The sequence below is a fragment of the Amycolatopsis sp. NPDC026612 genome (genome assembly GCF_040638285.1).
Lineage (GTDB): Bacteria > Actinomycetota > Actinomycetes > Mycobacteriales > Pseudonocardiaceae > Amycolatopsis.
In genome coordinates this window covers 19,033-41,354 of record NZ_JBEZYB010000031.1, presented here as the reverse complement: position 1 = coordinate 41,354, position 22,322 = coordinate 19,033, and the positions used below count along the sequence as shown (strand labels likewise).

General features: G+C 73.0%; 21 protein-coding genes. 13 read left to right on the top strand and 8 right to left on the bottom strand.

What is annotated here, in order from left to right; genetic code table 11:
* The first annotated feature begins 78 nt into the window (after positions 1-78).
* The 8 genes from AB0F15_RS25805 (at position 79) to AB0F15_RS25770 (ending at position 10,233) form a co-directional block, all read left to right on the top strand.
* Positions 79-1,359, top strand: a complete 1,281-nt coding sequence (locus tag AB0F15_RS25805) for an adenosylmethionine--8-amino-7-oxononanoate transaminase (RefSeq protein ID WP_360275155.1) — start codon at positions 79-81, stop codon at positions 1,357-1,359.
* Positions 1,360-1,566: 207 nt separating this feature from the next.
* Positions 1,567-3,801, top strand: coding sequence for a SulP family inorganic anion transporter (locus tag AB0F15_RS25800; RefSeq protein WP_360275152.1), 2,235 nt, complete (start codon positions 1,567-1,569; stop codon positions 3,799-3,801).
* Positions 3,802-4,013: 212 nt separating this feature from the next.
* Complete coding sequence (locus AB0F15_RS25795) at positions 4,014-6,197, top strand: bifunctional SulP family inorganic anion transporter/carbonic anhydrase (protein WP_360275150.1); 2,184 nt, start codon at positions 4,014-4,016, stop codon at positions 6,195-6,197.
* Between the two features lie 204 nt (positions 6,198-6,401).
* Positions 6,402-7,127, top strand: a complete 726-nt coding sequence (gene bioD / locus AB0F15_RS25790; protein ID WP_360275147.1) for a dethiobiotin synthase — start codon at positions 6,402-6,404, stop codon at positions 7,125-7,127.
* Between the two features lie 156 nt (positions 7,128-7,283).
* A complete protein-coding gene (gene bioB / locus AB0F15_RS25785) occupies positions 7,284-8,273 on the top strand; it encodes a biotin synthase BioB (RefSeq protein WP_360275288.1) in 990 nt (329 codons plus the stop codon).
* A complete protein-coding gene (locus AB0F15_RS25780; RefSeq protein ID WP_360275144.1) occupies positions 8,260-8,475 on the top strand; it encodes a hypothetical protein in 216 nt (71 codons plus the stop codon). Before bioB ends, AB0F15_RS25780 begins: the two co-directional genes overlap by 14 nt.
* Before the next feature lie 81 nt (positions 8,476-8,556).
* Positions 8,557-9,153 (top strand): DUF2567 domain-containing protein, encoded by a 597-nt coding sequence (locus AB0F15_RS25775; RefSeq protein ID WP_360275141.1) that lies wholly within the window; start codon positions 8,557-8,559, stop codon positions 9,151-9,153.
* A gap of 45 nt (positions 9,154-9,198) precedes the next feature.
* Positions 9,199-10,233, top strand: coding sequence for a M48 family metallopeptidase (locus tag AB0F15_RS25770; protein WP_360275138.1), 1,035 nt, complete (start codon positions 9,199-9,201; stop codon positions 10,231-10,233).
* A gap of 309 nt (positions 10,234-10,542) precedes the next feature.
* Here the strand turns inward: AB0F15_RS25770 and AB0F15_RS25765 are convergent, their stop codons facing one another.
* Positions 10,543-11,259, bottom strand: a complete 717-nt coding sequence (locus AB0F15_RS25765; protein WP_360275135.1) for an LON peptidase substrate-binding domain-containing protein — start codon at positions 11,257-11,259, stop codon at positions 10,543-10,545.
* Between the two features lie 38 nt (positions 11,260-11,297).
* Positions 11,298-11,930, bottom strand: a complete 633-nt coding sequence (locus tag AB0F15_RS25760) for an NUDIX domain-containing protein (RefSeq protein WP_360275133.1) — start codon at positions 11,928-11,930, stop codon at positions 11,298-11,300.
* 111 nt (positions 11,931-12,041) lie between these two features.
* On the opposite strand from AB0F15_RS25760, the gene nadA reads away from it, so the two are divergent.
* From nadA to AB0F15_RS25740, 4 genes are all read left to right on the top strand, one after another.
* Positions 12,042-13,055 carry a quinolinate synthase NadA gene (gene nadA / locus AB0F15_RS25755; RefSeq protein WP_360275130.1) on the top strand — a complete coding sequence of 338 codons (1,014 nt, stop codon included), beginning with the start codon at positions 12,042-12,044 and terminating at the stop codon, positions 13,053-13,055.
* Complete coding sequence (locus AB0F15_RS25750) at positions 13,052-14,695, top strand: L-aspartate oxidase (protein ID WP_360275127.1); 1,644 nt, start codon at positions 13,052-13,054, stop codon at positions 14,693-14,695. Before nadA ends, AB0F15_RS25750 begins: the two co-directional genes overlap by 4 nt.
* Positions 14,692-15,585 carry a carboxylating nicotinate-nucleotide diphosphorylase gene (gene nadC / locus AB0F15_RS25745; RefSeq protein WP_360275125.1) on the top strand — a complete coding sequence of 298 codons (894 nt, stop codon included), beginning with the start codon at positions 14,692-14,694 and terminating at the stop codon, positions 15,583-15,585. The genes AB0F15_RS25750 and nadC overlap by 4 nt, the downstream gene beginning before the upstream one ends.
* A gap of 73 nt (positions 15,586-15,658) precedes the next feature.
* On the top strand, positions 15,659-16,813 hold the full coding sequence (locus tag AB0F15_RS25740) for a S8 family serine peptidase (RefSeq protein ID WP_360275122.1): 1,155 nt from the start codon (positions 15,659-15,661) through the stop codon (positions 16,811-16,813).
* Positions 16,814-17,029: 216 nt separating this feature from the next.
* Here the strand turns inward: AB0F15_RS25740 and AB0F15_RS25735 are convergent, their stop codons facing one another.
* The 6 genes from AB0F15_RS25735 to AB0F15_RS25710 all read right to left on the bottom strand — a co-directional run bounded on the left by AB0F15_RS25735 (position 17,030) and on the right by AB0F15_RS25710 (position 21,112).
* On the bottom strand, positions 17,030-17,392 hold the full coding sequence (locus AB0F15_RS25735; protein ID WP_360275119.1) for a hypothetical protein: 363 nt from the start codon (positions 17,390-17,392) through the stop codon (positions 17,030-17,032).
* Positions 17,389-18,660: an alpha/beta hydrolase gene (locus tag AB0F15_RS25730; protein ID WP_360275116.1), complete on the bottom strand. Its 1,272-nt coding sequence runs from the start codon at positions 18,658-18,660 to the stop codon at positions 17,389-17,391. The genes AB0F15_RS25735 and AB0F15_RS25730 overlap by 4 nt, the downstream gene beginning before the upstream one ends.
* Positions 18,660-19,964 carry a WXG100 family type VII secretion target gene (locus AB0F15_RS25725; RefSeq protein ID WP_360275114.1) on the bottom strand — a complete coding sequence of 435 codons (1,305 nt, stop codon included), beginning with the start codon at positions 19,962-19,964 and terminating at the stop codon, positions 18,660-18,662. Before AB0F15_RS25725 ends, AB0F15_RS25730 begins: the two co-directional genes overlap by 1 nt.
* A complete protein-coding gene (locus AB0F15_RS25720) occupies positions 19,961-20,347 on the bottom strand; it encodes a hypothetical protein (RefSeq protein WP_360275112.1) in 387 nt (128 codons plus the stop codon). Before AB0F15_RS25720 ends, AB0F15_RS25725 begins: the two co-directional genes overlap by 4 nt.
* A 100-nt stretch (positions 20,348-20,447) precedes the next feature.
* Positions 20,448-20,750 (bottom strand): hypothetical protein, encoded by a 303-nt coding sequence (locus AB0F15_RS25715; protein ID WP_003057455.1) that lies wholly within the window; start codon positions 20,748-20,750, stop codon positions 20,448-20,450.
* A gap of 17 nt (positions 20,751-20,767) precedes the next feature.
* Positions 20,768-21,112 carry a WXG100 family type VII secretion target gene (locus AB0F15_RS25710; RefSeq protein WP_071831485.1) on the bottom strand — a complete coding sequence of 115 codons (345 nt, stop codon included), beginning with the start codon at positions 21,110-21,112 and terminating at the stop codon, positions 20,768-20,770.
* A 218-nt stretch (positions 21,113-21,330) separates the two neighbouring features.
* Between AB0F15_RS25710 and AB0F15_RS25705 the strand changes: the two genes are divergently transcribed.
* Positions 21,331-22,320, top strand: a complete 990-nt coding sequence (locus AB0F15_RS25705) for a hypothetical protein (protein ID WP_360275109.1) — start codon at positions 21,331-21,333, stop codon at positions 22,318-22,320.
* Positions 22,321-22,322 lie beyond the last annotated feature (2 nt).

Genomic DNA, 22,322 nt, shown 5'->3' with positions numbered 1-22,322 from the left:
GGGCGGATTCCGGCCGGTCGGTTCCACCTGCCGCCGAGGCGCGGGAACCCGGCTGAGGCGGTGTCGTAGGGTCGGCGGATGGACTCCGCCGACCTGCTCGCCCTCGATGCCCAGCACGTCTGGCACCCCTACGCGCCCATGCCGGCGAAGGTGCCGTCCCTGCTGGTCACCGAAGCGAACGGCGTCCGGCTGAAGCTCGCCGACGGGCGGGAGCTCGTCGACGGGATGTCCTCGTGGTGGTCGGCCATCCACGGCTACCGGCACCCCGTGCTGGACGCCGCCCTCACCGCGCAAGCCGGGCGGATGAGCCACGTCATGTTCGGGGGCCTCACCCACGAACCCGCCATCACCCTCGCCAAGACCCTCGCCGACCTCAGCCCGGACGGGCTGGAGCACGTCTTCCTCTGCGACTCCGGCTCGGTGTCGGTCGAGGTCGCCGTGAAGATGTGCCTGCAGTACCAGCGTTCGCGCGGGCGGCCGGGGAAGCGGCGGCTGCTCACCTGGCGCGGCGGCTACCACGGTGACACCTTCACGCCGATGAGCGTCTGCGACCCCGACGGTGGCATGCACTCGCTGTGGCGCGGGGTGCTGCCCGAACAGGTCTTCGTGCCCGCACCGCCGTCCGGCTTCGACACCCCGCCGGATCAGTCCTATGTGGACGTCCTGGCTGCGGAAATCGAGCGGCACAAGGACGAACTGGCCGCGGTGATCGTCGAACCCGTGGTGCAGGGCGCCGGCGGGATGCGGTTCCACCACCCCGCCTACCTGCGCGCGCTGCGCGAGCTGACCGAGGCGCACGACGTGCTGCTGATCTTCGACGAGATCGCGACCGGCTTCGGCCGCACCGGCGCCCTGTTCGCCGCCGAACACGCGGGCGTCACGCCGGACGTCCTGTGCGTCGGCAAGGCGCTGACCGGTGGCTACCTCAGCATGGCGGCCGCGCTGTGCACCCCGGAGGTCGCCGCCGGTATCGCGCAGGGGGAACTGCCGGTGCTCGCGCACGGCCCGACGTTCATGGGCAACCCCCTCGCCTCGGCCGTCGCCAACGCCTCCCTCGGCCTGCTCGCCGGCGGTGGCTGGCGAAGCGACGTCAGCCGGATCGAAAAGGCCCTGCTCGACGGCCTCGCCCCGGCGCGGGACCTGCCCGCGGTCACCGACGTGCGGGTGCTGGGCGGGATCGGCGTGCTGCAGCTCGACCACCCCGTCGACATGGCGGTGGCGACGGACGTCGTGACGGAGCACGGCGCGTGGCTGCGGCCGTTCCGGGACCTGGTGTACGCGATGCCGCCGTACGTTTCGACTGACGCCGACCTGGCCGTGATCACCCGCGCGATGCTTGCGGTCGCCGCGAAGGCCTGAATTCAGCACATCGGGTGTGATCGCGGGCACACCGAGACCCGAAGCTCCCTCATCGTCGCGCTGCGTGCCGGACCAAGATCCACACCACGCGAACGGCGGAGGCGGTCGGTGTGAAAGCCGGGTCCGCCCGGTCGATCCTGTGCCCGGCCAAACGCGAGAAATGCTTGCGTAGCGGACTTTTCGTCCGGTTTCGGCGATCCTGCCCCCATGATCGAGATCGTTCGTGGCGAACACGACACCGGACCCCCGAAGAACGCCGACCACCTGGAGAACCTCAAGCACGATTTCCCCGCGTCGATAGTCGTCTTCCTCGTCGCCGTCCCCCTGTCCCTCGGCGTGGCCTTCGCCGCCGGGGCGCCGCTGCTCTCGGGACTGATCTCCGCCGTCGTCGGCGGGCTGGTCGCGAGCCTCTTCGGCGGATCGCCGCTGCAGGTCAGCGGCCCGTCCGCCGCCCTCACCGTGGTGCTGGCCGACACGATCGCCACCCACGGCTGGCCCGTCACCTGCGCGATCACCGTCGCCGCGGGCCTGCTCCAGATCCTCTTCGGCCTCAGCAGGGCCGCCCGCGCCGCGCTCGCCGTGTCCCCGGCGATCGTGCACGGCCTGCTCGCCGGCATCGGCGTCACGCTCGTGCTCGGCCAGTTGCACGTCGTCCTCGGCGGCTCGGCGCAGGGCTCCGCGCTCGCCAACGTCCTGGCGCTGCCACGGCAGATCGCCACGCACCACGACCAGGCCGTGGTGATCGGCGTGGTCACCCTCGCGGTGCTCGTCGGCTGGCCGCGGCTCCCGAAGGCCGTCCGGCGCCTGCCCGCGCCGCTGGCCGCCGTCGCGCTGGCCACCGGCCTGTCCGTCGCGACCGGGATGATCCTGCCGCGCGTCGACCTCCCGGCCGGGCTGCCTGCCCTCGGGATCGTGCCCCGGCTGCCGGACGGCGGCGGCTGGGGGAGCTTCGCGCTCGCCGCGCTCACCATCGCGCTCATCGCCGGCCTGGAGAGCCTGCTGTCCGCCGTCTCGGTGGACAAGCTCCGCGGCGGCCCGCGCACCGATCTCGACCGGGAGCTCATCGGGCAGGGCGCGGCGAACGTCGCCGCCGGCGCGCTCGGCGGGTTCCCCGTCACCGGCGTCATCGTGCGCAGCATGACCAACTTCGAGGCCGGCGCGCGCACCCGGGCGTCGGCGATCCTGCACTGCGGCTGGATCCTCGCCGCCTGCCTGCTGCTCACCGGCGTGCTGCGGCTGATCCCGCTGGCAGCGCTGGCCGCGCTGCTGGTGTACGTCGGGACGAAACTGGTGAACCTCCACGGCCTCAAGGAAGTGCGGCGCCACGGCGACCTGCCGGTGTACGCGGTCACCCTGGCCGGCGCGGTGGCCGTCAACCTGCTCACCGGCGTCGCGGCGGGGGTTCTGCTGGCGCTGGCGATGATGCTGCGGCGGATGATCTTCTCCGGCATCCACGTCGAACGGGCGGGTGACCGCCACCGCGTCGTCATCGAAGGCGCACTGACGTTCCTGTCCGTGCCGCGGCTGACCCGGGTGCTCGCCGAGGTGCCCCCGCACGCCGAGGTCACCCTCGAGCTGCACGTCGACTACCTCGACCACGCCGCGTTCGACTGCCTGCGCGGCTGGCAGCAGGCGCACGCCGGGCCGGTCACGGTCGACGAGATCGGGCACCCGTGGTTCGGCCGCGGCCGCGCGGGCGAGCCGACCGTGCGCCGCGGTGGTGCGGCTCGCGTCGTGCCGCGGTGGCTCGCGCCGTGGTCGGAGTGGCAGGCCGAGCACGTCGAGCTGCCCGCCCAGCGCACCGCCAGTTCCCTGCTGTGCCGCGGTGCTTCGGAGTTCCAGCGCCGCACGGCGCCGCTGCTGCGCGACACGTGGAGCGGGCTGGCGCACGGCCAGCAGCCGCACACGCTGTTCATCACCTGCGGCGACGCGCGGATCGTGCCGAACCTGATCACCACCAGCGGGCCGGGCGACCTGTTCACCGTGCGGAACATCGGCAACCTCGTGCCGCCGGCCGACGGCACGGACTCGTCGGTCGGCGCGGCGATCGAGTACGCCGTCGGCGTGCTCGAGGTCGCCGAGATCGTGGTGTGCGGCCACTCCGGCTGCGGCGCGATGAAGGCGCTGCTCGGCCGGGCTCCGGCCGGGCTCGACCAGCTCGGCAGCTGGCTGCGCCACGGCGAAGCGACGCTCCGGCGCCGCAGCCGCGAGGCGCCACTGCTGCTCGGCGGCGAACGACCGGCCGCCGAGGCCGACCAGCTGGCCCTGCAGAACGTGGTTCAGCAGCTGGAAATGCTGCGCGGCTACCCGGTGGTCGCGGCGGCCCTGGAGCGGGGCGCCCTGCGGCTCACCGGGATGTACTTCGACGTCGGCGCGGCCCAAGTGTCCCTTTTGGACGATACCGTGCGCGGGTTCGTCCCCGCGGGGGCGCTGGAGCACTGACGCACCGCCGGCGGCCACCTCCGGTGCCGACGGGGGTGGCCGCCGGCGCGCAAAGCCTTGTGTCGTACGGACTTCAGCTGTCACATGACAGGCTGCGGCTTGTGAACGGAATGTTAACGGGCCGCCCGATATGTGACATCCGGGCTAATTGTGGCGAGTTGTTCACTCGATCGGGTGGAACATAGCGGACATTTCACTCGATTTCCTGTTGCATGGTGATCATGAGACCCCTCGCCGTGCTCCGCCACGACCTGCCGGCCTCGTTGGTCGTCTTCCTCGTAGCCGTCCCCCTGTCCCTCGGTATCGCCCTCGCTTCGGGCGCCCCGGTCGCCGCCGGGCTGATCGCCGCCGTCGTCGGCGGTGTCGTCGCCGGCGCGCTCGGCGGCTCCGCACTCCAAGTCAGCGGGCCCGCCGCCGGCCTGACCGTGGTCATGGCCGAAACCATCCAGACCTTCGGGTGGGCCGTCACCTGCGCGATCACCGTCGCCGCCGGCGCGTGCCAGATCCTGCTGGGGCTGAGCCGCATCGCGCGCGCCGCGCTGGCCATCTCGCCGGCGATCGTGCACGGCATGCTGGCCGGCATCGGCGTCACGATCGTGCTCGGCCAGCTGCACGTCATCCTCGGCGGCAAGGCCCAGAGCTCGGCCGTCGAGAACGTCGCCGAGCTGCCCGCCCAGATCATCGCCCACCACGACTCCGCCACCATCGTCGGCCTGATCACCATCGGCCTCCTGCTGCTCTGGCCGAAGCTGCCTGCGGCCGTCCGCAAGGTGCCGGGGCCGCTCGCCGCGATCGCGGTGGCCACGGTGGTGTCGGTCGCGTCCGGGATGACGCTGCCGCGCGTCGAACTGCCCGGCGACCTGCTGAACCTCCACCTCGTCCCGCAGCTGCCGGACGGCGGCTGGGGCGGGTTCGCCCTCGCCGTCGTCACGATTGCGCTGATCGCCAGCGTGGAGAGCCTGCTCTCGGCGGTCGCGGTCGACCGCATGCACACCGGGCCGCGCGCCAACCTCGACCGCGAGCTGGTCGGCCAGGGCGCGGCCAACATGGTCTCCGGAGCGCTGGGCGGCCTGCCCGTCACCGGCGTCATCGTCCGCAGCTCCACCAACGTCACCGCCGGGGCGAAGTCCCGCGTGTCGGCGGTGCTGCACGGCGTCTGGGTGCTGCTGTTCGTCGTCCTGCTCGCCGGGCTGATCCAGAGCATCCCGCTGGCGGCGCTGGCCGGGCTGCTGGTGCACGTCGGCGCGAAGCTGGTCAACCTCGCGCACATCAAGACCGTGCTCGCCCACGGCGATCTGCCCGTGTACCTGCTCACCCTCGCCGGGGTCGTCGTGTTCGACCTGCTCACCGGCGTGCTGGCGGGCATCGGGCTGGCGCTGGTGCTGATGCTGCGCCGGACGGTCTGGTCGGGTCTCCACGTCGAGAGGGAAGGTGACGACTGGCGGGTCGTCGTCGAGGGTGTCCTGACGTTCCTGTCCGTGCCCCGGCTGTCGAAGGCGCTCGGGAGCATCCCGGGCGGCGTCACCGTGCGGCTGGAGCTGGTGGTCGACTACCTGGACCACGCCGCGTTCGAAAGCCTGCACACGTGGCAGCAGGCGCACGAGCGCGCCGGCGGCACGGTGGAGGTCGACGAGGTCGGCCACCCGTGGTTCGGCGAGGGCAAGGCGGGCCGCCCGACGCGGTCCCGGATCGCCGCGAGCCGGGCGGTGCCGCGCTGGCTCGCGCCGTGGTCGGAGTGGCAGGCGGCCGAAGGGGTCGACATCCCGGCCCAGCAGACCCGCCGCGGCGCCACCGAGTTCCACCGCCGGGCCGCGCCGCTGCTGCGCGACACGCTGTCCGGGCTGGCCGACGGCCAGCGGCCGCGCACGCTGTTCATCACCTGCGGCGACTCCCGGATCGTGCCGAACCTGATCACCACCAGCGGGCCCGGCGACCTGTTCACCATCCGCAACATCGGCAACCTCGTCCCGCCCGGGCAGGCCGACGCGTCGATGAACGCCTCCATCGAGTACGCGGTGGGCGTGCTCGGGGTCGAGGAGATCGTGGTGTGCGGGCACTCTTCGTGCGGGGCGATGGCGGCGCTCGCCGACGGCCCGCCGCCGGGGCCGCTGTCGGCCTGGCTGCGCCACGCGGAACCGAGCGCGCACCGGCTCGGCTCGGCCACCCTCGACGGCGCGGTCCCGGACCGCGAAGGCGACCGGCTGGCGCTGCACAACGTGCTCCAGCAGCTGGAGCACCTGCGCGAGTACCCCGCGGTGGCGGCGGCCGAGACGGCCGGGAGGCTGCAGCTGACGGGCATGTACTTCCACGTCGGTGACGCCCAGGTGTACCTGTTCGACGCGGCGGAGCGCACGTTCCGGCCCGCGGGAGCGCCGGTGGCGGTGCCGGGTTCCTGAGACGCTGGTCGTCTGATCGAGCCGAGCCGGGTCCGCACCTCGCGGGCCCGGCTCGTTCGGTTCGTGGCCGCCCCTGATCCACGGTTCGCGCACGCCTGGCGGGCCCGCACTTCGACCCCCGCGACCTCCGACCGTGCGGTTCCCGGCCCCGCTGACCACGGCCCGCGTGCGCACCCCACCCCGGAGTCACTATGTTGATGGTCCGTGACCATGCTGGTGATGACGGGGACCGGGACCGGGGTCGGCAAGACGATCACCACGGCGGCGATCGCGGCCCTCGCGGCGGCCGGGGGACAGCGGGTGGCCGTGCTGAAACCGGCCCAGACCGGGGTGCGCCCCGACGAGCCCGGTGACCTCCACGACGTCGTCCGCCTCGCCGGGCCGAGCGTCACGACGCGCGAGCTGCGCCGCTACCCGGATCCGCTGTCGCCGGAGGCCGCCGCCCGGCGCAGTGGCCTCCCGGCACTCGACCCCGGTGAGATCGCGCAGGCCGCGTCCGACCTCGACACCGCGCACGACCTCACGCTGATCGAGGGCGCGGGCGGGCTGCTGGTGCGCTTCGACCGCAGCGGCGCGAGCCTCGCCGACGTCGCCTGGTCGCTCGGCTCGCTCGTGATCGTCGTGGCCGAGGCCGGCCTCGGCACGCTCAACGCGACCGCGCTCACCGCCGAGGTCGCCACCAAGCGCGGGCTCACCGTCGCCGGGGTGATCATCGGCGCCTGGCCGGCCGAACCGGACCTCGCGTCGCTGTCCAACCTCGAAGACCTGCCGGTCGCGGCGGGCGCGCCCCTGCTCGGCGTGCTCCCCGAGGGGCTCGGCCAGGCGTCCCGCGGGGAGTTCCTCGCCGCGGCGCGGGCCGGGCTCTCGCCGTGGTTCGGTGGGGAATTCGACCCGGAGCTGTTCGCGGGGTGCGCTTCCGCCGGGAAGTGACCTGCATCGCTGTCCCCTCGCGGCCCCTTCGGGCACGATGAGGGGCGCTTTCCGCACCACCTCGATCAAGGAGCCGCCGTGACCGCAGTCCCGGACACCGATGTCAGTGACGACCGGGGCTCCGTCCCGGGCCGGGGGCTCCGCCACCCGGACAGCCTGCTCGCCCGCGCGCGCGAGCAGGTCCTCGAAAACGGCGTCGGCCTCGGTGAACAGCAGGTCCTCGACGTGCTCCGGCTGCCCGACGACCAGCTGCCCGACCTCCTCGCCCTGGCGCACGAGGTGCGGATGCGCTGGTGCGGGCCCGAGGTGGAGGTCGAAGGCATCATCAGCCTGAAGACCGGCGGCTGCCCGGAGGACTGCCACTTCTGCTCCCAGTCCGGCCGCTTCCCGACGCCGGTGCGCTCGGCGTGGCTCGACATCCCCAACCTGGTCAAGGCCGCCCGGCAGACCGCCGAGACCGGCGCGACGGAGTTCTGCATCGTCGCCGCCGTCCGCGGCCCGGACCAGCGGCTGCTCTCGCAGGTCCGCGAAGGCGTGAAAGCCATCCGCGAGGACGGCAACGACATCCAGATCGCGTGCTCGCTGGGCATGCTGACGCAGGAGCAGGTCGACGAGCTCGTCGACATGGGCGTGCACCGCTACAACCACAACCTCGAGACGGCGCGCTCGCACTTCCCCGCCGTGGTGACGACCCACACCTGGGAAGAGCGCTGGGACACGCTGCGGATGGTCGCCGAGGCGGGCATGGAGGTCTGCTGCGGCGGCATCATCGGCATGGGGGAGACGGTCGAGCAGCGCGCGGAGTTCGCGGTGCAGCTGGCCGAGCTGAACCCCCACGAAGTGCCGATGAACTTCCTCATCCCGCAGCCGGGCACGCCGTACGAGCACTACGAAATCGTCGAGGGCAAGGACGCCCTGCGGACGGTCGCGGCGTTCCGGCTCGCGATGCCGCGCACGATGCTGCGCTTCGCCGGCGGCCGCGAGCTGACGCTGGGCGACCTCGGCGCGGAGCAGGGCATGCTCGGCGGGATCAACGCGATCATCGTCGGCAACTACCTGACCAACCTGGGCCGCCCGGCTTCGGCGGACCTGGAGATGCTCGACGAGCTCAAGATGCCCATCAAGGCCCTCAGTGACAGCCTCTGACACACCGGTTTCCGCGGCCTACTGCGTCCATTGTGGACAGGAGTCGCCGGGTGGGGCGGACCACCCGGCGTGCCACAACCCGAGGACGGCGCTGGAGCCACCGCGGTACTGCACGTTCTGCGCGCGCCGGCTCGTGGTCCAGGTGAGCCCGCTGGGCTGGACGGCCCGCTGCAGCCGCCACGGCGAGACGGCGAGCGGCTGACCCTGCGACACGGCCGGTGGCTCACCGCGTCCACGCATCGACCGGTTACGCTCGGTGGCACTGTCGCAGGAGGGAGTCCGGGTGAGTGAGTCGTCGGGACCCGCGCACCGGCCGTCGGCCGTGGCCGGTCCGTGGTCGGTTCCCGTGCTGTTCCGGGAGCGGCGGCCCCGGGTGGTCGTCAAGGCCGACCTGCTGCCCGCCGTGAGCGTGCTCGGCATCCTGAGCCTGCTGAGCTTCCCCCTCGCCTTCGCCTGGTCGCGGCTCGCACCGCCGGAGCGGGTGCGCATCATCGCCGCCGACGGCACCCAGGGCGCCCTCGAGCTGGAGAGCTGGCACCGCTTCGACGACCTCGCCGTCTTCGGGTTCCTCACCCTCGGGGCGGGGATCGTCGTCGGCGTCGTCGTCTGGCTGCTGCGCGAACGGCGCGGGCCGGTGGTGTTCCTCGCCGCGGTGCTCGGCGTCGCGCTCGCCGGGGCGCTCGCCATGCTGCTCGGCGTCGGCTGGGCGAACAGCCACTACGCCATCGCCAGCCCGCCCGCGCTCGGTTCGGTGATCGAGCTGGCGCCGCGCCTGGAGTCGTGGTGGGTGCTGCTCGCCGGCCCGCTCGGCGTGTCGATCGCCTACAGCATGCTCGCCACCTGGAACGGGCGCGACGACCTGGGCCGCCGCCTCGGCTGAGCGTTTTCCCCTAGGCTGGTGCCTCGACTACAGGGGGTTCCAGCAGTGACCGAAGACATCGAAGTTTCGCGGCACAACGCCGTCCGCTTTCCCGGCATCAGCCCGCGTGCGTACGAGCACCCGGTGGACCGCGGCGCGCTCGCCACGCTGCGCGCGGTGCCCGGTTTCGCCCAGGTCGTCAAGGCCATTTCGGGCTTCTACAACGAGCGCGGCGAGCGGCTGATGGCGCTCGCGTCGTCGATCCGCGTCGGGCCGAAGCAGTACCCGGAGCTCGACCGGCTGCGCCACGAATGCGCCGAGACGCTGGACCTGCCCGCGGTGCCGAACGTGTTCGTCTTCCAGGACCCGCGGGTCCGGGCGGAGACGGTCGGCATGGACGAGCCGTTCATCCGGGTCAGCACCGGGCTGGTCGAGCTGATGAGCATCGAGTCGCTGCGGTTCGTGCTCGGGCACGAGATGGGGCACGTGCTGTCCGGCCACGCGGTCTACCGCACGATCATGGTGCGCCTGATCGGCCTGCAGCTGTCGATGTCGTGGACACCGGTCAGCGCACTCGGCCTGCGGGCGGTCATCGCGGCGCTGCGCGAGTGGTTCCGGAAGGCCGAGCTGTCGTGCGACCGGGCCGGGCTGCTGTGCAGCCAGGACCCGACGGCGGCGCTGCGCGCCCAGATCCAGGTCGCCGGCGGCATCGACCCCGCGCGCATCGACGTCCCGTCGTTCCTGCAGCAGGCCGCCGAGTACGAATCGGTCGAGGACATCCGCGACAGCTTCCTCAAGCTCAGGTCCGTCGAGACCGAGTCGCACCCGTTCGCGGTGGTCCGCGCGGCGCAGCTGCAGAAGTGGGCGGCGTCGGAGGAGTACCGGGCGATCCTGGCGGGCGACTACCCGCGCCGCGACGACGACTCGCCGACGTCGGACTGGAAGGACGACCTGAAGTCGGCGGCCAAGTCGTACAAGGACTCGTGGAGCACCTCGGCGGACCCGCTGACGAAGGTGTTCAGCGACGTCGGCGAAACGGTTTCCGGGGCGGCGGGCAAGGTGTGGAACAAGTTCGGCAACGGTTCGGAGGAGAACGCCTGATTGTCCCCAGGCTTCCGCGGATGTGGACAACTTCCCCGGAGCACGGCTTCGCGGGCGGTTTCGTCGGGGTGGGGCGATAGACTGGACCGGGGTCAGCCCCCAGGGACGGGTGGGGCCTGCTCTCCCCGGAGTCGATCTTGCTGCTGTCCACGGAGGCGGTCGCCGCGGGAGCTCAGCCGTTCCCTGCGAGCGGAGAGTGGGCCGCGGACGTGCGCTCCGGCCGGGTGGCCCCGTTCGACCTGGCCGCCGCCCGCGGCTGCCAGGTGATGCGCGGCGGCGGGTCCTCTCCGCCCTCGACGGGGGTACGGGTCAGTTCAGGCTGGCCGGGCGGCTGAGGTCGGTGAGCTCGCCCGGCGGCACCGGCACCGCGCCCAGCTTGTCCAGGAAACCCGCTTCCCGCGTCAGCAGGCGGCAGGCGATGCGGAGCCGGCGCAGCGGGTGGCGTTCCTCCAGGAGCCGCTGGCGGTCTTCCAGGGGGAGCAGGCAGTCCGCGGCCAGCGCGTAGGCCAGCTCGGCGAACGTCGTGTCCAGGTCCGGGGCCTGCCAGTCGTCGCTGCGCCACGCCGTTTCGCAGTACCGCTGGTGCGCGCCGCGCGCGACCGTCGCCAGGCGCTCCGCCATGTCGCCGGCCGGGGTGACCGGGTCGTCGTCGATCCACTCCACCGACGCGATGAGGTACGGCGCCGAAACGCAGTCGAGGTCGCGCAGGCGGAACCGGCGCTGGGCCTGCGTGATGACGTCGAAGCGGCCGTCCGGCAGGCGTTTCGCCTCGCGCAGCACCGTGCTGCAGCCGATCTCGTACAACTGGTCCAGACCACGTACCTCGCGGGTCAGTGACGAGCGGAGGGCGACCACGCCGAACTCGCGGCCCGGCACCGTGCCGCTCACCAGGTCCGCCGTCAGCTGCCGGTAGCGCGGTTCGAAGATGTGCAACGGGAGCTTGGTGCCGGGCAGCAGCACGGTCTGGAGCGGGAACAACGGCAGGATCGTCGTCGTCGCGGCACTTTCCGATTCCGGCTCGGTCACGGGTCCCACGGTAAGGGCAGAACGCCTTCGGCGCACGGTCACCGGTTGGGCGGTTTGAACACCGCGAACGGATCGGTGATCTGCATGCCCTTGCCGGCGAAGGAGAACAGGGCCGCGGGGCGGCCACCCGCGCGGCCGGGTGCGGCCGTGTGGCCGGTGGGGAGCAACAGGCCGCGTCGCGAAAGCACCCGCTGCAGGTTGGTCGCCGAGACGCGGTAACCGAGGGCCGCCGAATACAGGCTCCGGAGCGCGGAAATCGTGAACTCCTCCGGCGCGAGCGCGAACCCGAGGTTGGTGTAGCAGAGCTTCGACCGCAGCCGGTCACGGGCGCGCAGCACGATCGCCTCGTGGTCGAACGCCGTGCGCGGCAGCCGCGCGATGTCGTGCCATTCGGTGTCCTCGGGCACCTCGGGGTCGACGTCGGAGGGGACCAGGCCGAGGAACGCGGTCGCCACCACGCGCGGCCCGGGAACCCGGTCCGGGTCGCTGAACACCGCGAGCTGCTCGACGTGCTTGAGCTGGCGGACGTCGACCTTCTCGGCGAGCTGGCGCCGGATCGACGTCTCGACGTCCTCGTCGGGCCGCAGCCGCCCGCCCGGCAGCGACCAGCGGCCGAGGTGGGGGTCCAGTGCGCGTCGCCACAACAGCACGCGCAGTGTGTCCGAGCGCACTTGAAGGACCGCTCCCAAAACCTCGTGGGCCAGGGGTGTCTGGGTGTTAAGATGACTTCGCACGGTTTTCGATTATAAGGCGAAAACCGGAGACAGGTCCAGGAGGGCCCGATGACCACCATGTTGGTTCCGGAAGGTCTCACCCCGTTCGGCGGGGTCGAGGCGAACGCGGCCTGGGCGGAGGAGGTGCGGCGCCTGGCGAAGCAGCGCGACGCGGTCTTGCTCGCGCACAACTACCAGGTGCCGGAGATCCAGGACATCGCCGACCACACCGGCGACTCGCTCGCGCTCAGCCGCATCGCGGCGAGCAGCGACGCGTCCACCATCGTCTTCTGCGGCGTCCACTTCATGGCCGAGACCGCGAAGATCCTCTCGCCGGAGAAGACCGTCCTGATCCCGGACGCGCGGGCCGGCTGCTCGCTCGCCGACTCCATCACCGGTGAGCAGCTGCGCGCCTGGAAGGCCGAGCACCCGGGTGCGGTGGTCGTCTCCTACGTCAACACCACGGCCGAGGTGAAGGCCGAAACCGACATCTGCTGCACGTCCTCGAACGCGGTCGACGTCGTCGCGTCCATCCCCGCCGACCAGGAAGTTCTCTTCCTGCCCGACCAGTTCCTCGGAGCGCACGTCAAGCGCGTGACCGGCCGGGACAACATCCACATCTGGGCCGGGGAGTGCCACGTGCACGCCGGGATCAACGGCGCCGAGCTGGCCGCCCGCGCGGCCGAGGACCCGGACGCCGACCTGTTCATCCACCCCGAGTGCGGCTGCGCGACCTCGGCGCTCTACCTGGCCGGCGAAGGGGCCGTGGCGCCGGAGCGGGTCAAGATCCTCTCGACCGGCGACATGGTCCACGAGGCCCGCGACACCAAGGCCAAGAGCGTGCTGGTGGCCACCGAGATCGGCATGATCCACCAGCTCCGCAAGGCCGCGCCGGGCATCGACTTCCGCGCGGTGAACGACCGCGCGTCCTGCCGCTACATGAAGATGATCACGCCCGCAGCTCTGCTGCGGTGCCTGCGTGACGGGCTCGACGAGGTGCACGTCGACGTCGAGACGGCCGCTCGCGCGCGGGCTTCGGTGCAGCGGATGATCGAGATCGGGCAGCCCGGCGGCGGCGAATGATGCCGCCGGTTAATGCCGCACAGGCGAAAACCCCGGTCTGGGAGGCCCGCGCCGACCTCGTCGTGATCGGCAGCGGCGTCGCGGGGCTGACGGCGGCGTTGCGCGCGCAGGCCCTCGGGCTGCACGTCCTGGTGGTGACCAAGGCGGCCGTTGCGGACGGCAACACGCGGTGGGCCCAGGGCGGCGTCGCCGTGGTCCTGGAAAACGAGCACGACGTCGGCGACTCGGTGGCGAAACACGCCGAGGACACCTTCACCGCCGGGGCGGGACTGGTCGACGAGGTGGCGGCGCGGTCGATCCTCGACGGCGGTCCGGCCGCCATCGCCCGGCTCCGCGCGGACGGCGCGCGGTTCGACGCCGCGGGGGACGGCCTGCTCGCACGGGCCCGTGAAGGCGGGCACAGCGCGTTCCGCGTGATCCACGCGGGCGGCGACGCGACCGGCGCCGAGGTCGAACGCGCGCTGGTCGCGCAGGCCGGGCAGGCGGGGGTGCCGGTGCTGGAGCACCACATCGCCGTCGACGCGCTGCGCACGCCGGGCGGCCGGGTCGCCGGCGTCACGGTGCTGGACCGCCACGGCGTGCCCGGCGTCGTCCGCGCTTCCGCCGTGCTGCTGGCCAGCGGCGGGATCGGGCAGCTCTACCAGGCGACGTCGAACCCGGAGATCGCCACCGGCGACGGGCTCGCGCTCGCACTGCGGGCCGGTGCGACCGTGGCGGACATCGAGTTCGTCCAGTTCCACCCGACCGTGCTCTACACCCCGGGTGCGCGCGGCCGCTGCCCGCTGGTCACCGAAGCGGTGCGCGGCGAGGGCGCGACGCTGGTCGACGGCGCCGGCCTGCCCGTGATGCGCGGGGTGCACCCGCTCGGCGACCTCGCGCCGCGCGACGTCGTCGCGGCGGCGATCACGCGGCGGATGGCGACCGCACCGGGCGGCGTCGACGACCACGTCTTCCTCGACGCGACCGGGATCGCCGGGTTCGCGCGGCGGTTCCCGACGGTGCTCGCGGCGTGCGCGGCACTGGGCCTCGACCCCGCGGTGGACCCGATCCCGGTGACGCCGGCGGCGCACTTCTCCTGCGGCGGCGTGATGACCACTGTGGACGGACGGTCGTCGGTGGCCGGGCTCTACGCGGCCGGCGAGGTCGCGCGGACCGGGCTGCACGGCGCGAACCGCCTGGCGTCCAACAGCTTGCTCGAAGGCCTGGTCGTCGGGCAGCGCGTTGCGGAGGCCGTCGCGGCGGACCTCGGGGCCGGGCTGCTGGCCGATCCCGCGCGCGGGCGGCTGCCGTCGTGGACGACCGCCCCGGCGGCGGAACGTGATGCCCTGCAGCGCGTGATGAGCCGGTACACGGCCATCGGCCGCGACGCCGACGGGCTGGCGGCGGCCGGTTCGGTGCTGGACCTGTCGCTTTCGGACACTCCGTTGTGGACACACGCCGCGGTCGAGGACGCGGCGCTGACCGTGGCGGCGCAGGCGTTGCTCACCGCGGCCGTCCGGCGCACCGAGTCGCGAGGCTGCCACGTGCGGTCGGACTTCCCGTCGCGTGACGACGGCTGGCGGCGCAGTCAGCTCATCCGGCTCAGCCCGTCCGGCCAGCCCGTGCTGGCCGACCCGATCACCTTGGAGGGCGTGGCATGACGTTCCCGATCTCCGAACCGGTCCTGCGCCGGATCGCCGGCGCGGGCCTCGACGTCGAGGACGTGCGGCGGGTCGTCACCACAGCGCTGGGCGAGGACCTGCGGTACGGGCCGGACGCGACGACCGCGTCGACGGTGCCTGCTGACTCGATCGCGGTCGCCGAGCTGACCCCGCGCGTCGACGGGGTCGTCGCCGGGCTGCCGGTGGCGCTCGCGGTGTTCGACATGGTGCTGGGCCCGGACTTCGAGGTCCTGGCCGGGCGCGAGGACGGCGAGCGGCTGGTGGCGGGGGAGCCCGCGCTGGTGCTGCGCGGGCCGGTCCGCGGGCTGCTCACCGCCGAACGCACGGCGCTGAACCTGCTGTGCCACCTCTCCGGCGTCGCCACCGCGACCGCCGCGTGGGTGTCCGAAGTGGACGGTACCGGGTGCGCGATCCGGGACTCCCGCAAGACGTTGCCGGGGCTGCGGCTGCTGCAGAAGTACGCCGTCCGCTGCGGTGGCGGGGTCAACCACCGGCTGGGCCTCGGCGACGCGGTGCTGATCAAGGACAACCACGTCGTCGCCGCGGGGTCGGTGACCGCGGCGCTGGCCGCGGCCCGGGCGCACGCGCCGGAACTGGCGTGCGAGGTGGAAGTCGACACGCTTGCGCAGCTGGAGGAGGCGCTGGCCGCCGGGGCGGACGAGGTGCTGCTGGACAACTTCACGCCGGAGGAGTGCCGGCAGGCGGTCGCGCGCCGCGACGAAGTTTCGCCGAAGACGCGGCTGGAATCCTCTGGTGGCCTCACCCTCGACCGTGGTAGGGCCTACGCCGAGTCCGGTGTGGACTATCTGTCGGTGGGCGGGCTGACCCACTCCGCACCCGCGTTGGATCTGGGCATGGACCTTCGCTGAAGGGCTCTTCCCGGCTAGACTGGCGGTGGCGGAAGTTCTTTCCCGCCACCGTCTTTCGGTTCGGGGGTTTCGGGTGCGGATACCGGCGGTGCTCGCGGTCGCCTGCCTCGCGGCGGGCTGGGCCGTGTCCGGTGCGCCGGTCGCGTCCGGGCAAGGGCAGTGCGCGAACCCGTCCGGCACGTACACCGGCGAAATCCCGTGGGGGCAGCGGCTGGTGGACCCGGCGCGGCTGTGGCCGCTGACGCGGGGCGACGGCCAGCTGGTGGCCGTCCTCGGCACCGGCGTCGACGCGCAGAACACGCAGTTCGCGCCCGGCCAGCTCGAGGGCGGGGCCGGCACCGAGCGGACCGACTGCGACGGCCGCGGCACGATCGCGGCCGGGATCGTCGGCGCGCAACCGGAGCCGTCGACGACCTTCGCCGGCGTCGCGCCCGGCGCGCACCTGCTGCCGATCCGGTCCACGTCGTCCGACGGCGGTGACCCCGGCGCGCTCGCCGAGGCGATCGGCCGGGCCGTGGACAGGCACGCGGGCGTCATCCTGATCGCCGTGCCCGTGACGTCCGACAGCCCGGCGTTGTCGTCGGCGGTTTCGCGGGCGCGTGCGGAAGGCGCGGTGGTCGTCTCGGCCGCGTCGGCGAGCCGGCCGGGCGAGCGGACGTACCCGACGGCGACGTCCGGGGTACTGGCCGTCGGCTCGGTGAACCCCGCGGGCGAGCCGGTGCAGACCGAAGCGGGGGACTACGTCGGCGTCGCCGCGCCCGGTGCGGAGCTGGTCAGCACGTCGGCCGGGGCGGGCGGCGCGGTCGCGCACCGCTGGCCGGTGACCGACCCGGGCCTCGCGGCGGCGTACGTCGCCGGGGTCGCGGCGCTCGTGCGGGCGTACCACCCGGAGCTGACCGGCGACCAGGTCGTCACGCGCCTGACACTGACCGCCCACCGCTCGCCTTCGGGCGGGCACGACCCGCGGCTGGGCTGGGGAGTCCTGGACGCCTACGCGGCGGTGTCCTCGACCCTGCCGGCCGACGTCCCCCCGCCCGGCGCCCCTCCCGTCCGGGCCTCGGCTCCCGCGGTGGTCCCGGCCGCCGCCCCCGCGCCCCATCCGCCGGACGTCGCGGCGGGCACGATCGCCCTGGCCGGGCTCGCGCTGGCCGCGGCCGCAGGCGTGACGGTGGCGGCGGTCCGCCGCGCCCGCCGCCGCGGCTGGCGCCCCACCCGCTTCACTCCCTGACCGCCCGTCCAGCACGTGAGATACGCCCCCAATCACGCGAGATCCGTCTCCAATCACGTGAATGACGCGCCCGATCACGCGAGTTCGGTGTATCCGAACGGCGAATGCGCGTACCGGGAGGGTCGTTCGCCGGGACTCGCGTAATTGGGGACGGGACTCGCGTGACTGGAGACGGGACTCGCGTGATTGGGGACGGGACTCGCGTGATTGGCGGCGTCACTCGTGGTGGGCGGGGACCGGGCGGGTTGAGCCGACGATGGTGACCGAGCCTGCCACGTGCACCGTGAAGTCCGCGCCTTCGCGGGTGAAGCGGGTGATCTGTTCACGGGGGGTGCTGCGGTCGTGGGACTGCCAGCCGTCGCGGCGCAACGCCGGGAGCAGCGACGCCAGGCGGCGTTCCGGCTCGGCCGGGTGCTCCAGGCGGACGCCGTACTGCCAGCACAGCAGGTGCCCCGGCCGGGTCGGATCGCAGTCGAGCTCGCCGTCGAGTGTCCGGTCCGCCGGCCCGCCGAAGGCCGCCGCGGTGGTGTCGATCACCGACGTCAGCTCGTCCGCCAGGCGGGTCAGTTCCGGGGTCATGGCTGCACGTTCCCACCGCCGGTGAGCACGCGGTAGATGTTCGTCCACGAATCCGAACCCGGCTTCAGCACGTCGTTGTGCGACGACACGCCCCACAAGGGCGATCCGGTGGCGTCGTCCCCCGTGCCCAGTTCGGTGACACCGGGGAAGACGTCCGGGTCGGCACCGTGCCCGATGCCGGTCCACTCCAGGCCCCACGCGTTGCCCTGCGCGACGACGATCGGGTCGAGCGGGGCCGTCATCGAGAACCGCTGGACGCCCGCCTGGCTCGGCGGCAGGTCGGCCGGCGACCACACGCCGTGGCCCATGCCCGCGGACTCGACGTGCAGGACGCGGTCGACGTCGAGGCCGTGCGTCTCGGCGAGCCCGACCGTCGCGCCGCCGTAGCTGTGCCCGATCGCGGTGAGCGTGACGTCGGAACCCGCGTGGCTCGCGATCTCGCCGCGCAGGTCGTCGGCGAAGGTCTTGAGGTCCGGCGCCATCGTCCGCGCGTAGCTCGCGTCCGGTCCCTGCGCCACCGGGTTCTGCGGAAACACCCCGTCGGCCCAGACGACCACCGCCGTGCGCCCGGCCGGGTCCGCGGCCACCAGGCTGCGGCCGAGACCGGCGTAGGCGTCGAAGTTCGCCAGCTGCGTGTTGACGCCGGGCACGAACAGCCCGACGTTCCGCGTCCCCGGCTCGATGTGCCCGACGAGCTCGGCGATCCGGCCGTTGCCGGCGGGATCGAACCGGAGGATCTGCCGGTCGGTCGCGAGAATGTCCTCGTACAGCTTGATTCGCGCCTGCGACCGCGCGATTGCGTCGGCGTCCGTCAACGCAGCCAGCCGCGAACGCTCGGCGGTCAGGGCATCGGCGACCTTGACGCGGTTGCCGGCGATCGCGTGCGCCCACGCCCCGGTGTCGGCCGCGCCGCCGATCCCGGCCGGATTTCCCGCGCGGGGCAGCGGGTCTTCGGGCAGCAGCGCCCGGTACACCGCCGCGACCTGCGCGTCCGCCCGCCGGTAGCCCGCGGCCGACGCCGTCAGTCCACTTTGGAGCGTCCGCAGCCGGGCGACGTGCGACTCGAGCCTCCCGCCCAGCTCCGTCATGGTCTTCTCGAACGTCTTGGCCGCGGCGGCGGCCTCGCTCACCTGGCCGAACGCGGTGGCGGGCACCTTCTCGCCCGCCACCGCCGACTGCGCCGCCGAAAGAGCCTCGGCGCGGGAGCCGGACTCGCCGGCCACCGCGTCCAGGCGCGCCGGGGCGACGCGATATCCCGCGGCCGTCATCAGGAGCCGTCTTCGCCGATGACCGGCGGCGCGACCGGCGCCGACTGGCCCCAGACGTTCTCCGTCTCCACCAGCCACGCCGGGATCCGCCGCCCGGACCCCATGTCGCCGCCGCCGCCCATGCCCATCGGCATCATGGGCATCATCGGCATCGCGCCCTTGGCGGCCGCCGCCCCCGCGGCCCCGGCCGCGCTGCCGGCGAGCCCGCTCAGCGCGTTGCCCGCCCCGCCGTCGCCGGCCAGCCCGGAGTGCGCCGCCGGGACCTCGCCGGGACCGGTGAGCCCGCCGCCGCCGACCGAAATCCCGCCGCCCCCGCCGAGGGAAGGGGCGTCACCGCCGCCGATCGGGATGCCGCCGCCGGAGCCGCCTTCGACACCCGCGCCGCCCCCGCCGAGCTTCGTACCGGGCGGTTCTTCCTTCTTGTCCTTCGGATCCTTGCCGGTGGCCCACGACGGCACCTTCGGCATGATCGAGCCGAACCGGCCGAACGCGGCGGCCGAGGCCGCGGCGAGCCCGGCGGTGAACATGTCGCCGAACAGCGGGTTCGACGTCGGCACGACCGTCCCCGGCGGCAGCGTCGTCCCCGTGCCCCCGGGCAGCGGGTGCCCGTCCGTCGGCGTGACGACGACCCCGGGGCCGCTCAGGCCGTTGCCGGCCAGCCCCGGCGAGCCGGCGCCTCCGGCACCCCCACCGGCCGGCGGGGTCGTGGGTGCCGGCACGGCGTTCGGCGAAGCCGGGATCGACTCCTCGGCAACGGTGTACTCGCCGGCCAGCTGGGTCATCACGACGATCGCTTTGCCGTGCGCGGATCCCGCGGCGTTCGCGGCGGCCTGCTGCGCCTCGACGTTCGCGATGGCCTGCTGACGCTGCTGCGCCGCGGCCTGGACGACGGCGGGCGAGGCGTCCGGCGGCAGCAGCGGCGGGTTCACCACGAGCGCGACGTCGGCGGGGGCGACGTCCGGCACCGCGACCGGCGGCGGCATCTCCTTCTTGGCCTTCACCAGCGCGTCGGCGGCGTCGCCGAGCATCACGTTCATCGCCTCCGCGGTCTGCGCCACCTTCGAGATGCCGTTCGCGAGGTCGAGGATCATGTGCTGGTACTGCTCGGCCGCGCCACCGGTCCACTGCCCGGAGAACTCGGTGAGCTCGGAGTTCAGGTTGTGGGCCTGCTCGTGGAGGTGCAGCGCCGCGGACTGCCACTTGTCGGCGGCGTGCCGCGCGCTGTTCGGGTCGCCGGCCTGAAGCATCGCGTACAGCTGCTGGTGGCTGTACGCGGCGAAGTTCGTGTGCGCGGTGTTCGTCATCCCTTGCGGCTCCCGTCCGTGTCGCCGCCGCCCAGCAGGCCGAGCACCGGGTCGAGCAGGCCCGTGACGGCGCCCGAAGCGTGCAGGTCCCCGGCCACCGACTGGTCGGCGCCGGCGTAACCGTCGGCGACCGTGGTGGTGACGTCCTGGGCGAACCCGATCGCGCTGCGGACCTGGTCCAGCAGGCCCTGCATCTCCGAGACGGCGGCGCGGTGGGCGTCGGCCAGCGACCCGGCCTCGCCGAACTCGCCGAACAGCAGCGGTTCTTCGCCCAGGGTGAGCAGGAAGTCGTTCGGTTTCGCCATCGCGTGGATCTGGGTCTCCAGCTCCCGCACGAAGTCCTTCAGCGATTCCAGGTGGACGTAGTACGACTGGTCGTGCATCGGGTCCCGGCTCTCTTGTCGCACGGACGCGGAAGGGAAAGCCGGCCGGCCGGTGCGAGCGGGGGGTTCCCGCACCGGCCGACCGACGTCTTGGCGCGGATCAGCCCGCGAACAGCCCCTGGTTGCGGTTCTCCAGCGACTGCTGGAGGTCGTGCGCCTCGCCGACCTTGCCGCCGAACTGCGCGATGATCGCGACGATGTCCGCGGTGGCCTGGCGCAGGCGCGTCTCGGCCTGGCGGGCGGCGTCACCGGCGGAGCTGCCGGAGGCGTACCAGGTCGCGGTGATCGGCTGCAGGTTCTGGTGCAGCTGCTCCAGCTGCGAGGTGAGCGCCTTGGCCTTGGCGGCCAGGGAAGCCGAGCTGTGCTGCAACGCGGCGAAGTTGATTTCGACGACGTCGGCCATGGTGGGCGTCCTCTCGGTCAGGGGTTGAGGCGGGGGAGCACGCCCGAGCCCTCGAGGGTGTGGCCGACCCCCTGGAAGCTCTGGTGGACGTCGGCGTCGCCGCGGCCGTAGTTCGCGTGGCTGGTGTGCACGAGCTGCGACATCGTGTCGAGCTCCTTCACCGCCGCGGTCATCTTCTCCTGCAGCCGGCGCTGGAGGTCCCAGAAGGCGACGGCCTGGTCACCCTTGTAGTTGCGCAGGGCTTCGGTCAGCTCGGACTCCAAGCTGGCCATCGTGGATTTGGCGTTCGTCGCGGTTTCCTCGAAACCCTGGACGGCGCGCGTCATGGCAGCGGAATCTGCCTGGAATCCCGGACTGGACATCGACGGGCCACCTCCTTCCTGAAGCAAAATTCCCCGGGCGCGGTGGTCCGCGCGGTGTGAAAGTCACGCTAGGAAAGAGGCCAGTGTGGTCAAACGGCACAACTGCCGGTCGTGCTGACGGCACTATTACCCACGCGGGCGGCGGTAGGGCGTTCCCCACCTCGGGACGGTGGCGCGCTCCAGTGACCGCGTACCGCCCCCGCGCCAGGCTTCAAACCATGGCAGACAAGGGAAATGCGCTGGTCACGCTGCGCGCGTGGCACCGTCCGCTGGTGGTGCTCGCCGGGGCGATGGGGGTGCTGTGCGCGGTCTCGCTGCTCGGGCTCCTCGTCGATGATCGCACGCTGGTCAACGCGCCGATCTGGCTCAAGCCGTTCAAGTTCTCCGTGTCGATCGGGCTGTACGCGCTGACGCTGGCGTGGCTGCTGACGCACGTGCGCCGCGGCCGCCGCGCCGGCTGGTGGTTCGGGACGCTCTTCGCCGCGGGCATCGGCCTGGACTTCGCGCTGCTGGTCTGGCAGATCATCGGCCGCGGCCGCACGCTGCACTTCAACCAGTCGACACCCACCGATGCCGCGATCAACAACGTCGTCGCGGGCGGCGCGTACACGGCGTGGCTGATGACCGCCGCCGTCGCCGTGCTGCTGCTGTTCCAGCGCATCCCGGACCGCGCGCTGAGGTCGGCCCTGCGGTGGGGCGCCGCCCTCGCCGTGGCTGGGATGTACGTCGCGACGCTGATGTTCTCGCCGACGCCGGCGCAGCAGGCGGTGCTCGAGGCGAACGGCAAGTTTTCGACGTTCGGCGCGCACTCCGTCGGCGTCGACGACGGCGGTGCCGGCCTGCCGGTGGTCGGCTGGAGCACGGTCGGCGGGGACCTGCGGATCCCGCACTTCGTCGGCATCCACGCCCTGCAGGTGCTGCCGCTGGTGGCGTTCGGGCTGCTCCTGCCGGCCCGCCGCTACCGGGTGCTCGAGTCCGACCTCGTCCGCCGCCGGCTGGTCCGGACCGCGGGCGCGGGCTACGCGGGCCTGATCGCGCTGCTCACCTGGCAGGCCGAGCGCGGCCAGTCGATCGTGCACCCGGACTTCTGGACGCTCGCCGCCGCCACCGGCCTGATCGCGGCCGTCGCCGTCGCGGCCACGCTGTCGCTGCGGTCGCTCCCGCGGAAGCGGGTCGTTTCTGCCGAAATTCTGAGATCCGCCCGGTAGAC

What these genes read in the sequence shown, in the direction of transcription:
- AB0F15_RS25795 (WP_360275150.1), top strand. Translation starts at nt 4,014, where the DNA reads ATGGTGATCATGAGACCCCTCGCCGTGCTCCGCCACGACCTGCCGGCC.
- nadC (WP_360275125.1), top strand. Translation starts at nt 14,692, where the DNA reads ATGACGTTCCCGATCTCCGAACCGGTCCTGCGCCGGATCGCCGGCGCG.
- AB0F15_RS25750 (WP_360275127.1), top strand. Translation starts at nt 13,052, where the DNA reads ATGATGCCGCCGGTTAATGCCGCACAGGCGAAAACCCCGGTCTGGGAG.
- AB0F15_RS25705 (WP_360275109.1), top strand. Translation starts at nt 21,331, where the DNA reads ATGGCAGACAAGGGAAATGCGCTGGTCACGCTGCGCGCGTGGCACCGT.
- AB0F15_RS25720 (WP_360275112.1), bottom strand. Translation starts at nt 20,347, where the DNA reads ATGCACGACCAGTCGTACTACGTCCACCTGGAATCGCTGAAGGACTTC.
- AB0F15_RS25715 (WP_003057455.1), bottom strand. Translation starts at nt 20,750, where the DNA reads ATGGCCGACGTCGTCGAAATCAACTTCGCCGCGTTGCAGCACAGCTCG.
- AB0F15_RS25725 (WP_360275114.1), bottom strand. Translation starts at nt 19,964, where the DNA reads ATGACGAACACCGCGCACACGAACTTCGCCGCGTACAGCCACCAGCAG.
- AB0F15_RS25710 (WP_071831485.1), bottom strand. Translation starts at nt 21,112, where the DNA reads ATGTCCAGTCCGGGATTCCAGGCAGATTCCGCTGCCATGACGCGCGCC.
- AB0F15_RS25735 (WP_360275119.1), bottom strand. Translation starts at nt 17,392, where the DNA reads ATGACCCCGGAACTGACCCGCCTGGCGGACGAGCTGACGTCGGTGATC.
- AB0F15_RS25805 (WP_360275155.1), top strand. Translation starts at nt 79, where the DNA reads ATGGACTCCGCCGACCTGCTCGCCCTCGATGCCCAGCACGTCTGGCAC.
- AB0F15_RS25730 (WP_360275116.1), bottom strand. Translation starts at nt 18,660, where the DNA reads ATGACGGCCGCGGGATATCGCGTCGCCCCGGCGCGCCTGGACGCGGTG.
- nadA (WP_360275130.1), top strand. Translation starts at nt 12,042, where the DNA reads ATGACCACCATGTTGGTTCCGGAAGGTCTCACCCCGTTCGGCGGGGTC.
- AB0F15_RS25800 (WP_360275152.1), top strand. Translation starts at nt 1,567, where the DNA reads ATGATCGAGATCGTTCGTGGCGAACACGACACCGGACCCCCGAAGAAC.